This is a genomic window from Dyadobacter sp. HNCC25DJ186, from assembly GCF_056895235.1.
On record NZ_JBXHAS010000004.1, the window covers coordinates 396,531 to 410,094 of the forward strand.

General features: G+C 40.6%; 7 protein-coding genes, 1 tRNA gene and 1 pseudogene. All 9 read right to left on the reverse strand.

Annotated elements, in window-relative coordinates; genetic code table 11:
• Position 1: 1 nt before the first annotated feature.
• The 9 genes and pseudogenes from AC1XUO_RS15445 to AC1XUO_RS15485 all read right to left on the reverse strand — a co-directional run bounded on the left by AC1XUO_RS15445 (position 2) and on the right by AC1XUO_RS15485 (position 13,501).
• Positions 2–3,325: a helicase-related protein gene (locus AC1XUO_RS15445; RefSeq protein WP_483330687.1), complete on the reverse strand. Its 3,324-nt coding sequence runs from the start codon at positions 3,323–3,325 to the stop codon at positions 2–4.
• Positions 3,322–3,600 (reverse strand): helix-turn-helix domain-containing protein, encoded by a 279-nt coding sequence (locus AC1XUO_RS15450; RefSeq protein ID WP_483330688.1) that lies wholly within the window; start codon positions 3,598–3,600, stop codon positions 3,322–3,324. Before AC1XUO_RS15450 ends, AC1XUO_RS15445 begins: the two co-directional genes overlap by 4 nt.
• A gap of 298 nt (positions 3,601–3,898) precedes the next feature.
• Positions 3,899–4,062, reverse strand: a pseudogene (locus AC1XUO_RS15455) (integrase core domain-containing protein); the annotation flags it as partial.
• Positions 4,063–4,562: 500 nt separating this feature from the next.
• Positions 4,563–5,525, reverse strand: coding sequence for a virulence RhuM family protein/type II toxin-antitoxin system death-on-curing family toxin (locus AC1XUO_RS15460; protein WP_483330689.1), 963 nt, complete (start codon positions 5,523–5,525; stop codon positions 4,563–4,565).
• A gap of 251 nt (positions 5,526–5,776) precedes the next feature.
• Complete coding sequence (locus tag AC1XUO_RS15465) at positions 5,777–6,997, reverse strand: site-specific integrase (RefSeq protein WP_483330690.1); 1,221 nt, start codon at positions 6,995–6,997, stop codon at positions 5,777–5,779.
• A 250-nt stretch (positions 6,998–7,247) separates the two neighbouring features.
• A tRNA-His gene (locus AC1XUO_RS15470) sits at positions 7,248–7,323 on the reverse strand.
• Positions 7,324–7,418: 95 nt separating this feature from the next.
• Positions 7,419–8,027, reverse strand: a complete 609-nt coding sequence (locus tag AC1XUO_RS15475) for a superoxide dismutase (protein WP_483330691.1) — start codon at positions 8,025–8,027, stop codon at positions 7,419–7,421.
• Between the two features lie 63 nt (positions 8,028–8,090).
• Complete coding sequence (locus AC1XUO_RS15480; protein ID WP_483330692.1) at positions 8,091–8,537, reverse strand: nucleoside deaminase; 447 nt, start codon at positions 8,535–8,537, stop codon at positions 8,091–8,093.
• An 83-nt stretch (positions 8,538–8,620) separates the two neighbouring features.
• The gene (locus AC1XUO_RS15485) at positions 8,621–13,501 is read right to left on the reverse strand and encodes an Ig-like domain-containing protein (RefSeq protein WP_483330693.1); all 4,881 of its coding nucleotides are present in this window, start codon (positions 13,499–13,501) and stop codon (positions 8,621–8,623) included.
• Between the last annotated feature and the right edge of the window lie 63 nt (positions 13,502–13,564).

The window sequence follows — 13,564 nt, forward strand, 5'->3', positions numbered from 1 at the left end:
GCTATACAAACGATTCTGAAATTACAATTTGAGGATTTGCAAAAACTTGCTTAGTGTTAGTAGGAAAGAGTTCCGATTCGGCATCATTAAATTTATATTCAGCCAAAACTTCATTATAAAGTCTATCTATAAGAACGTCAAGGTCATTAACCTGTTCAATTTTTGCTTTCTTAAGAAAAGCATCAATCTTGTTTGGCAATTTTCTATGAGAACCTTTGTAAAGTTCATCTACCGTACGTTTTAGAAGCTGCTTATAAAAAGCATTTTTAACCTGAGCAGCATATGTAGGAAGTACATTTAAGACTCGTTTTTCCAATGCCGACAGCTGTGATCTTGTAACTTTTTGATTCTCAGAAGTTTTCACCAATAGCTTAAAATGACTAGTGGCGCTATTGATTTGTTCATGATGAAAATCAGGTAATGGTTTAAGTGAAACTTCACTTTTAGTAGACTGGAAAATTTTTGCTGCTTCCACAAAGGTCAATTCATACACAAAACCATTTTCATCTATTTTATAAAAAACACCAGGATGCCCATCACTTTTTAGGTATGTAATCGAGTTACTTGTAACATTTGAAACCTTAATATTTTCAGAACTTCTTGCTATTCGTGCTTTTTGGGGGATTTTGGAAATTAACTCAAACTCTTGTTTGTTCTCCTTTTTGAATGTACGAAGTTCTTGTAAATACAATAATGTCACATTTATTTCCTCTTTAAGCCTAGAACCATAAAGGCCCGCTTCTCCTACCTCTTCCAATTGAGAATATATTTGAGAATCTTCACCAAATGCAGAATGAAAGGCTTGTAGTTTCTTTATCGCGGTATTTGTTAATTGAATTTGGTTTTCAGATTTGTCAGAAGGGTAAAAATTAAATATATTTATAAATTTAGCCTCAGTACCAATCCGGTTCACACGGCCTATACGCTGCATTAATCTAGTTGAATTCCAAGGAACATCATAATTTATAATGACGTTGGAGCGATGCAAATTGATACCCTCAGCAAGAACTTCAGTAGTGAAAATAATATCTAAATCGTCTAACCAATCATTTCTATCCTGGTTGGCATCAAAATTTAATCTGATAATTTTTTCCTTTTCCTTTCTATTTCCCGCACTAATTCCAATTGTCTTTGTATATCCAGCCTGATTAGTTGCCTTTTCAATATAATCCATTGTCTCTTTAGACTCAGTAAAAATAACCAGCTTACCGGAATGGTTTATAGATTTTTTCAAAAAAGTACTTTTTAAATCACTCAAAAATTTTGAAAGTTTTGGATCATAGTCTATTTCCTTCCATAATTTGACTAGTTCCCCAACCATAATTCTATCATTTTGGAGCGATAAAAGAAAAGTCTCTTTGAAGTCATTTGCTTTATAAATTTGATTATTTCCACCTTTCGCATTGATTTTAGCTTCTAAACCTTCCTCGTCACCTTCATCCAAAAATTTATTCACATCAATATCAGGGGCCACATAAACCCTATCATCCTCAAACATTTTTATCATGTGATCCGTGTTTTTTAAAAGACGACCTAAAGACATTTTGAATGCCTGAAAGCTACTTTCCAAGCGTTTTACCAATAATGTTTTCATAATAGATGAAAGTCTGAGAGAGATTGATTCAACATCCCCATATCTCTTCCTATCTTCCTCATTAATAAGGTATTCAATTGCTCGATATCGATAATATCCTAAGCCCAAACCATCAACTTTTTTCCCGATTTCATCAAAGCTTGTCAGAATAGTAATAGTCTTATCAAATAATGAAGATAATTTGTCATCAAATTCATAATTTACCTGATTAGGAGGATTAATAATTGGAAATTCAATTCCCTGTTCTCTAATATCATTTAAGTACTCTGAATTATTTAAAATGTCTGTCCGTGTTCTTCGTATGACGAGTGGCTCAATGACCTTATCTCTTATTTTATCAAATATATTTTTGACTTTCCTAACGTTTAATATCCTATCCTTCCTTAATCTATCGTATTCCTCTTTTAAAGGGGTAAAAAATAGTTGTAAATCCTTTACAGCAGGAAGGTTGGAATTTCTCTTATCCTGAAATAGGTAAACTTGATTTTCGATATCAGCAGGGTGGTTATTCAATGGTGTTGCAGTGAGCAACATCACTTTCTTTTTTACGTCCCCATCACTACCAGGTATCCTCCTATCAGTCTTAGTTATTGTCTGCAATTTCTCATACATGTGAGAGGTATCATTCCTGAATTTATGTGCCTCATCAATAATAATAAGGTCATATTCATCTGCATTAGGATAATCTAAGCTCCTATTATCAATCACTTTATGTAAGCTACCAGTAGAAATAAACGAGCAATTATTCCATATATGAAAATCTTTAATTGTCGTTTTCCAGTTAGCTTCCAAAGCAGGTGGATATACAATTAATATTTTCGAATGATAACCATTTTCAAAGACAAATTTCTTAGCAATTATAGCTGCAATAACAGTTTTGCCAAGACCAACTACATCCGCGAGAAAAAAACCATTGTATTTAATAAGTTTATCATATCCTTCAATAGCAGCCTCTGCTTGATAAGTTAATCTTTTGTAATTATCCGGCAATAGTAAATCAACATTTGCAGGGTCGTAGTCGATTCTTCTACCAAAAAACTCAATTAATAGTTTTATATATAATTGGTATGGCGTAAAATCATCATTTAGATAGGTACTTTTTTTGATCTTCTGAATATCCGTAGGTAGTATTTCAATTGACTCATTCCAAAGAATATCGAACTCTTCGGAGGCAAATTTAATATCGTCATACCGCCTCAATTCTACGTTGAACTCGTAATTAGACTTTTCCGAAGTTCCTAGCCCATTGTCGGTAAAATTTGATGATCCTGTAATGACAGTTCCTGTAGAGTTGGGATTGAAGTTTTCAGGTTTAAAAATATAAATTTTGGCATGTAAATTCTTTTCAGGATGAGCTTTAAGAAGAATTTTCCCAGAAACAATGTCTTCAACAAATTTAAAAATACCTTGTTCGATATCTTTCTTATATTCTGCTTGCTCGATATCTTCTCGCAATTTCTCCAAAAATGCGTCTCTGGTGACTAGTGGGTCTTTCAAATATTGTTGCCCGATTGAAGTATATTGAGCAGAAATCTCATCGACATTTATACCAACTAATATTCTTATTTCTTTAATATTTTCTAAAAATGGCCTTAAGCGGAAATATCCAGAGGAGCGGAAATAACCAACCAAAGCATCAAACGCATAGAGATTTGGGATATGTTCAAGTATGCCCTGAAATTTATCTAAAAGATTATTACCTACTCTGTTAGTAAAAAATTGTGTATTCATATTGTCTTTAATACTTTTTTAAGTCCATCAGCTAAGAATTCCAAATCTCCAAGTTCATTTAAAACCATTGAGTGAATAAATTCAATTTGAATTTCCTTCTCTGGAATTAGTAATGATTTAGAAAGTTTTGGCAACATTTCTTTTTTCGCATCCCGTTCATCCCTTTCAATTTTACTCAATATCGAAGTATCAATGTCAAGTTCCGCTGCTACCTTCCGCAACGGAAGCCCTAAAAGCTCTCTCTTGTACCTTAAATATTCTCCAAATGAAATCATTTTGTCAGATTTGTTTTGACGGTTTTGTCAAAAATATGAAATATAAGCGTCTGTTTAATGTCGAAACAAAAATTCGTATCCTTTGAGTAACCAGACAACAAATGGGAAGAAAAAAGATAATTTAATTACCGAACAGGTTTCGTTCTCGTGTTTTAAACCCCTATTATTCGAACTGTTTTGGCAAATCAGTTTAGAAGACTAAGGTCCTTCCATGGTTTTCAGACGGTTGAAAGTAGAGTTTCCGATGTTTCGTCATGTAAATTAACAAATTCTTTCGGAGTTAAATCGTTCATCGCTGCGGTCTGAAATGGTTGTATTCCCACCGAAAGTCTTCTATTTTCTTCTGACATTGTCCAAAGATAAGAACCAATTAACCGAAAGGCATTCATCCCTGAACTTTCCACTAAATGATTCAACATATGGATTGTCCGTTGGTTTTCCTGGTCTTGAGAAATCGAGCGATTTGCATTCCTGACAGGAAGGAGCGAATCGGCCTTCAAACGCGATTTTCAAAGACTTTTGGAATGACACCCTGAAGTTGGCTAAAAAAGAAACGTTTGGATGAAGCTTATTTTCAGATCACCCAGTATCATTAGCGGCCAAGCGATGTTGATCTCGAGGTTGGCTTCGAAGACCTATCCCATTTTTCCTATGTTTTTAAAAAACAGTTTGGAAAAGCACCTTAATAATGGGCTTTGTAGCCGCATGCCATTTTTACGAAACGTGTATGTGTACAGTTAAAGGCCCACCACATAGTTTACATTGAACTTTGATAGGTGTTTACCAGCTCTTAACCAACATCTGTGGTTGCCGTCCAAATTTCATTTTAAGCATAGTATTCCATACCGACAATATATCCTCAGAAAGTAAATCGCTCTGTAAGTATTGTATCTAATAAATAAGATTATCGACCTACTATTTTGGCTACTAGAGTGTTATCATGCCTATCACGTTAAAGAAATCTACTGATTCCTATTCAACACACTAATAATCAACTTTTTAACCGTTTCCATTTCTTCAGGTTTGCTGGCGGCAGCGAAAAGTGTTAGACTTGCAAGAGCTTCATTACTTATAAGTGCTACCCCGGTTCCCGATTTTAAAAGATCATTATTTTCTAAGAATAACAGAAAACAGGCCGCAGCGATTCGCTTATTCCCGTCAACAAATGAATGGTTTTTAATGATCAGATAGAGTAGTGTAGCGGCTTTTTCTTCAATTGAGGGATAGAAGTCGATATCTCCAAACCCTTTACTGATTTGTACCACGGAGCTCTGAAAACTATCATCCTTTTCCTTTCCAAAAATGTCTGAGTCAAAATCTCTTCTCATGCTCTCGATGATATTTCGGTAATCCGATAAATCTGGGTACTCTGCCTGCTGTGTTGTAATACCCTTCGAATCCAGTCTTTCATGATCGTAATCATCTAGTAGTTCAAGACCTTTGGCGAATTGGTCGAGCAATGTCAGATCTGCATCGCCCATTTTTGTTTCAATTGCCCGGCTTAGTATCCGGATTCCATCCTTTAAGGTCTGAACCTCTTGCTGCTTTTCACTCAGCCGTTTCTCATTAATTGCATAACCCTGGGCCAGATAATCTTTTAAGCGCTGTGTTGCCCATTGCCGGAATTGAGTTCCTTGCTGTGATTTAACCCGGTAGCCGACTGAGATTATTACGTCAAGATTATAATGATCCACCTGGTAAACCTTACCGTCTGCGGCAGTTGTCGCAATATTTGCGACAACTGCCGACTTCTCTAATTCTCCTTCAAAAAATACATTGTTTACATGCTTACCTATTGTTTTAACGTCACGGCCAAAAAGGTCAGCCAATTGATTCCTATTGAGCCATACCGTTTCTTCTCCAAATTTTACTTCTATCTGGGTTTGTCCGTCCTGGCTTTGATATATTTCTATTTGATTTTGCATTTTCTGGATTTAGAATTCAAGTTTACAATAAATTTACAATCCTTTTAGAGCCAGTTGCGATTGGGCTGATTGGTCCACACGCTGCTCTAAAATGTCATTATATTCCAGATAAAGTTTTCGATTCTCTATCCCGCGTCCCACAGATAAAAAACAGTTCATGAAAGGTATCCATGTATGAATAACATGTTTGTAATTTCAACATCACTTAGGTACCGCAGGCATATTAGAATTACCTGCGATACCAGTTAGTCTCAAACGTCTCTTAACTTCTCCTTGAGCGCCTTCATATCCTCACTGATTTTCACATCCAGAATCTTGGCATAAACCATCGTCTGCTTCAAAGATCGGTGTCCTAACATTTTCGAAACTGTTTCAATAGGAACCTTATTACTGAGCGTCACCGTCGTCGCAAAGGTGTGACGAGCGATATGAAAAGTGAGCGTTTTTAAAATCCCGCATAAAGTCGCAATCTCTTTCAGATAAGCATTCATTTTCTGGTTGCTTAAAACTGGGAGCACAACACCCCGGTTACTGCACAAAGGATCATCTTCGTATTTTTTCATTATTTCCAGAGCTGTTGGGAGCAGCGGAATCCTGGTGGCTGAATCCGTTTTCTGTCTGGTGGTATCAATCCATAAATCTCCATCCATTCCGGTAACAATATCAGTCCTCTTTAACTGCTTTACATCAACGTAGGCAAGTCCGGTGTAACAGCAGAAAAGAAAGATGTCACGGACGTTGCTTAAACGGTCTATTTCAAATTCCTTTTCTGTTAGGCGTTTGAGCTCTGCCCTAGACAACGGATTTTTTACAACTTCCTTTTTAGTCAGTTTAAATCCCTGGAAAGGATCTTTCTTCAGCCATTTATTATTAACGCAGATGAGCACAATCTTTTTTAGGTTAGACATGTACTTGATCGCTGAATTGTGGTTGCAACCGCGTGCACTGCGAAGCCAGAAAGAAAATTCCGAAATGAATTCGAAATCAAGATCGCTGATCTTTCGGTCATCCATTTTGTACTTCCACTGAATAAATGAGCGCGTATGCTCAAGGGCAGTTTTGTATCTGCTCAGAGTAAGTGGAGCAAATTCTTTTCCAACAAGTGCTGCCATTTGTTCATTGTGATACTGGAAAACTTCCAGAATGGTTCTTGTCTCTGTGCTCTTTCCTAACAGAACATTTTTGAGTGCTTCCGCGGTGACTTTTATGTCATCTTCAATAAGCATCTTTTTAGACTGATGAACCTTCGCTGCTAGCATGTCCAGATAGGCATTAAGCGTTCTGGTGTCTTCCTTGTTGCCGGTCGCTCTTCCAGCTATCGAATTCCAATGTTTGGTATTCCATAGCTTTTTTGTAGATAGCTCTGCAACTTTTCCCTGGACTGTAATCCTCAGATAAACATATCTGACATTTCCCTTTTGATTTTTGGCGGGCTTTAAATAAAAAAGCAGGCCGAAACTCTTTTCCAACATAACACAAGCGTTTAAGATGAATAAATATCGAGCCGCTGCGCTTGTAAAACAAGATGTTTATCTATTGAACATCCTGCAAATCAATGATTTAACCCCAATTCAGTGAGTCTTTTTCCAAAAATGAGCGAACTACACGAATTACTCACTGAAACATTGAGAATTTTTGCATATTTTGGGATATCCCGGAAAGCAAAAATGCCCGTAAATCATTGATTTACAGGCATTTTGTTGATATTAAAAACTTCTAAATGGGAGGGAGACGGGTCTCGAACCCGCGACCTCTAGAACCACAATCTAGCGCTCTAACCGACTGAGCTACAACCTCCGTTTGAGGACACAAAATTAGGAAAAGGTTTACAGCTTCCAAACAAAAATTGATATTTTTTATGAAAACTGTAAACCTTTTTTATTTATTTTTTGACTATTTCGCTGCAACATAAAGAGCGTCAGCAGCTTTCCAGTCTACTACGTTCCAATAGGCATCGATATAATCAGGGCGTTTATTTTGGTATTTCAGGTAATAAGCATGTTCCCAAACGTCTAGTCCGATAACAGGTGTACCTTTTGTCTCTGCGATATCCATTAATGGGTTATCCTGGTTAGGAGACGAAGTGATAGCAATTTCACCGCCATCTTTCACGATCAACCAAGCCCATCCTGAACCAAAACGTCCAACTGATGCTTTTTTGAACTCATCTTTGAATGCTGAAAAAGAACCGAACTTCTCAGTGATAGCTTTTGCCAGTTCCCCAACTGGTTCTCCGCCGCCGTTTGCCGAAAGAGATTTCCAGAAAAATGTATGGTTCCAATGCCCACCACCATTGTTGCGAACTGGTGCCGGAACTTTGCTGATATTTTTAATAATCTCTTCTATACTTTTACCTTCCAGCTCGGTGCCTGCTACTGCTGCATTCAAGTTGGTAACATATGCCTGGTGGTGACGATCATGATGAATTTCCATTGTAAGCGCATCAAAATGCGGTTCTAACGCATTGTTTGCGTACGGTAACGGATCAAGTGTAAATGCCATTATGAATAAGGTTTATTGGTTATTGAATATGATTTCCTAGTTGGTTAACAGCAGAAAACTGCTTTATGTTCTTAATCCTTTAAAAAACTTAAGTATCAGTGCCTGGCTTTCCTCCGCCAGAATTCCTTTTTTTAACTGTGTTTTCGGGTGTAAAATATTTTTGCCAAGACCCGAAAAACCTCTTTTTTCATCCGATGCGCCAAACACAACACGTTTCATTTGCGTCCAGTATAACGCTCCTGCACACATCACACAAGGTTCCAGGGTAACATACAAGGTACAGTCCTGAAGATACTTTCCTCCCAGATATTCTGACGCAGCTGTTATGGCAAGCATTTCCGCATGAGCAGTTACATCTTTTAATCGCTCTGTCTGGTTATATCCCTTCCCTATAATTCTTTCACCGACTACAACAATCGCGCCAACAGGTATTTCCCCATCATCAAATGCTCTTTCGGCTTGACGCAGTGCCTCGGCCATGAAAAAATTATCTAAAAAATCAGAAGTCATCTTGATTGGTTCGGTTGAGAACTACTCCAAAAACAAAAGCGGGAAGCAATATACTTCCCGCTTTTCAATATTTACAATACATTTTACGGTTTAAAAATCCGTTGCACCGAAATACGGTCACCATTTTGAACCTTCAGCAGATACATTCCTCGTGGTCTTAATGTAAAGTCAACTTCTGTAACTTTTTGACTTATAGATTTTTTCGACAAGGAGCGGCCGTTTAGATCAAAGATTTCAAACAGTGCCTCTTTGGTCGAAATTGAAGAAGTAATTTCTACCGTACATTTATTCTCAATCATGGTCGGGTATATCTTTAACCAGTCAGCTGCAACAACCGGAGGTTCTGTACCTAACACGGGATCAACCTGAACACGGAATGTGCCCGCTCCCCTACCTACACCGCAGCCGTTTGATATCGAAGTAATCCTGTAAACCGACGTCGTTTTGGGCGCAATCCTGACCGATATAGGACTAATACTTGAAGAAATCAATGTATCTTTCGCGCCATCATTTAAGTTAAAAGTCCAGGGCGCGTCACCTGTGATCGCAATGCTCAGCGTTGCACTCTGCCCCATTAACACGTTGGACGGACCTGTAATCGTAGCGACCGGCAATGGGTTAACAGTCATTTTTACAGAGCTTACACTTCCCGGAAGTGTGTTTCCCTGTCCGGCGCTTACAACTCTTATAAAATAACTTCCTGCTTTAACTGTATCCGGAATTGTGGCAGTCAGGATAGTTCCGTTGTCAGTCGAAGGGATAGACACAAACTTCGTTATATCATTCACTGTTGAAATCTGAGCCGTGAAAATATTTCCGGTTGGAAAATCACCTGACTTTTGGAATGGAATAGTAAAACTTCTGCCGGCGCATATCTGCGATACAGATGGGCTACCAGTAGTGATGGTTGGAATCAGAACTGTAACCACTGCAACTCCATTTGAAAGTCCCACGCCACAGGCGTTAGAAACCCTCGTCACTACGTAGTTGGTCGTTGCCTGCGGAGTAACAGTCACCTGCGTTGTCGCATTGTTTGATGTTCCGGTTTGCCCGTTTGACAGCGTATACTGCCAAGGTGCATCGCCGGTGAATTCTATTGTAATCGTAGTTGATTGTCCTGGTGAAACAGCATTGTTTCCTGAAATCGTCGCCGATGGCAATGGTTTGATATGTACTTTTATCTCAGCTTTCTGACTCTCGCAATTATTAGTTCCTGTCTGCGTAACATAGAAAGAATAATCATCAACTTTTTCAGTAAAAGGAGTTAAGGCAGATGTACGTGGGTTGGTATCTGTTAATGTCAGATACCATTTAAGGGAAGTACCGGTTGCACTAAGCGGCGAGGCGGTAGCCCCCTGGCAATATTCCACAAAAGATGTTGCTAATGCCGGTTTGGGAGTAACGTTTATTTTTACATCAATTTTGGCCCGACTGCTTACGCAACCATCTGCATCTTTTTGATTCACGTAGTAGGATGTCGTTCCTTCTGTTTCGGTGGATGGCGTTGGCGCCGTCGTTGAAGCAGTCCCGCCAGTGGCATTTGTTCCATACCAGTTTAACTCCGCACCAGTCGCCGGGGTTGCAGTAAGTGGTAATGCTTTAACAGATTGACAATATTCGATCGCTGCGGCTGCAACGGCCGGAGCCGGCACAGCTGGTTTTACAGTCACGTCAACCTTTGCGCGAGTACTTTCACAAGTATTTAGTGTTTGGCTCACGTAATAAGATGTTGTGCCAGCAGCAGAAGTTGATGGCGTTGGTGCCGTCGTTAAGGCTGTTCCATTCGTTGCGACTGTATACCATTTCAAGGCTGTTCCGGTTGCAGTTAATGGTGTTGCAGTCTCGTTGAAACAATATACCACAGCCGCGCCAACTGTTGGAGCAGCAGTGGGCGGACTTACAATCACATCAATTTTCGCACGAGGACTTTCGCAGCCATTTAAAGTTTGGGTTACATAATAGGATTTGGTGCCGGCAGTCGTAGTTACGGGTATCGGCGCCGTTGTTACACCGGTTCCACCTGTGGCAACTGTATACCATTTAAGAGCTGTTCCGGTTGCCGTTAATGCCACAGCCGTTTCAGATAAACAATAAGTAACATTGGCAACGGTTGGCGCAGGTGTTTGAGGATTTACAATCACATCAATTTTTGCACGAGGACCTTCGCAGCCATTTAAAGTCTGGCTTACATAATAAGAAACTGTACCGGCAGTTGTTGTTGATGGCGTTGGTGCTGCCGCTAATGCGGTTCCACCCGTTGCGACAGTATACCATTTTAGAGCCGTTCCAGTCGCGGTTAAAGCAGTTGCAGTTTCAGTTAAACAATAGGTAACATTTGTTACTGTTGGGGCAACTGTCGCGCAGGCCACTGTGGAAACAACAACATCAATTTTTGCACGAGGTCCTTCACAGCCGTTTAAAGTCTGGCTGACATAATAAGAAACGGTACCGGCAGTTGTTGTTAATGGCGTTGGTGCTGTCGCCGATGCAGTGCCGCCAGTGGCAACAGTATACCATTTCAAAGCAGTTCCTGTGGCAGTCAGAGCGGTAGCCGTTGCTCCTACATTGTAAGAAACAGGCGTTGTTACCGTCGGCGCAGGTGTCTGAGGATTTACAATCACATCGACTTTTGCACGAGGACCTTCGCAGCCGTTTAAAGTCTGGCTTACATAGTAAGAAACTGTACCCGCAGTTGTTGTTGATGGCGTTGGTGCTGTTGCCAATGCGGTTCCACCCGTTGCAACGGAATACCATTTTAAAGCAGTTCCGGTCGCGGTTAAAGCAGTTGCAGTTTCAGATAAACAGTAGGTAACATTTGTTACTGTTGGGGCAACTGTCGCGCAGGCCACTGTGGACACAACAACATCAATTTTTGCACGAGGTCCTTCACAGCCGTTTAAAGTCTGGCTTACATAATAAGAAACGGTACCGGCAGTTGTTGTTAATGGTGTTGGTGCTGTCGCCGATGCAGTGCCGCCAGAGGCAACAGTATACCATTTCAAAGCAGTTCCGGTTGCAGTAAGAGTGGTAGCCGTTGCTCCTACGTTGTAAGAAACAGGCGTTGTTACCGTCGGCGCAGGTGTTTGCGGATTAACGATCACATCGATTTTTGCACGAGGACCTTCACAGCCGTTTAATGTTTGGCTTACATAATAAGAAACGGTACCGGCAGTTGTTGTTGATGGCGTTGGTGCTGCTGCCAATGCGGTTCCACCTGTTGCGACAGTATACCATTTTAATGCCGTTCCAGTCGCGGTTAAAACTACCGGAGTTTCAGATAAACAATAAGTAACATTAGCTACGGTTGGTGCCACAGTTGCACAGGCCACTGCGGACACAACGACATCAATTTTTGCACGAGGTCCTTCACAGCCATTTAAAGTCTGGCTTACGTAGTAAGAAACTGTTCCTGCTGTTGTTGTTGCTGGTACCGGCGCAGAGGCTAATGCCGTTCCACCATTGGCAGCAGTATACCATTTTAAAGCAGTTCCTGTGGCAGTAAGAGCCACAGCAGTTGCTCCTTCATTATATGAAACTGGGGTTGTTACGGTCGGTGCAGGTGTTGTGCAAGTTGAAACAACTACGCTTATTGCAGCTCGTGGACTTTCGCAGCCCGATGAGGTAATTTGACTAACGTAATAAATAATGGTACCAACAGCCGCAGTTGATGGCGTTGGAGCTGTTGCAGACGCAGTTCCTCCCGACGCGTTCGTTCCATACCAATTCAAGGAATTTCCTGCCAAAGCCGTTGCTATTAATGCAACTGGTGTTTCATTCTGAGTATAATTTACAGGATTAGTTACAACTGGTGGAGCTGGAACTGAACAGGCAGATACTACCACACTAATTGCCGAACGAGTACTTTCGCAACCTGCCGCGTTCGTCTGGCTTACATAATAAGTTACTGTACCAATAGTTGTAGTTAGCGGAGTCGGAGGCGTTGTGGTCGCTGTTCCGCCAGATGAATTTTGACCATACCAATTTAAAGTATTACCTGTAAGTGCGGTGGCCACGAGCGGACTGGCAGCTTGATTCTGAATATAAGAAACGGGAGAGGTCACAACTGGTGCAGCAGGTGCAATACAAGCTGCAACCACCACGCTTATTTCTGCACGAGCGCTTTCACAACCCGCAGAAGTTACCTGACTTACATAATACACAAGCGTTCCAACAGTGCTGGTTGACGGTGTCGGCGCTGTGGTCGTTGCGGTACCTCCTGATGAATTGTTGCCATACCACCTCAGCGTATTTCCACTTAAAGCCGTTGCGACTAACGGAGCGGCTACCTGATTTTGTGTGTAATTTACAGGATTAGTAACAACTGGCGGAGCAGGCGATACACAAGCTGATACCACAACGCTAATGGACGTACGAGCACTTTCACAACCTGCGGCATTGGTTTGACTCACATAATAAGTTGTTGTTCCGACAGCGGCGGTTGAAGGCGTTGGGATACTATTGGAAGCAGTTCCACCTGTTTCGTTAGTTCCATACCAATTCAAAGTGTTACCAGAAAGAGCAGTTGCAGAAAGTGGCACCGCAGGTTGATTTTGCGAATAAGCTACCGGTGAGGTTACTACCGGTGCGGCGGGAATTGCACTAACCGCAATAGCAGCACTTGGAGTACCTGTGACAACAGGAGCCGGTGCAGTAACCCTCACCTTATATGTGGAACCAGCCGCAGTCCCGGCAGGAATTGTTGCCGATATCGGACTTGCCGTTCCTGTACCAATCACAGTCGGAGTTGCAGGAAATGTCCCGGTCGCATCCGATATTTCAACCGAAAAAGTCGGGGAACCGGTTACGGTACCAGTGATAGTATAGGCAACTGAAAGCGATCCGCCCACACAAACAGCGGTTGGCGTTACAGCACCGGTATTAACCGTTTGAGCAAACGAAGAAGCTATTCCAAGAATAACCGCAATGCACGTAAAAATTCCTTTTTTAATAGATGTTCTTTTCATGTATATTTCAAAAATGTCTTTTCACTAACCTTTGTCAAGGTAAAGTTAGAGATATTTTTGAAA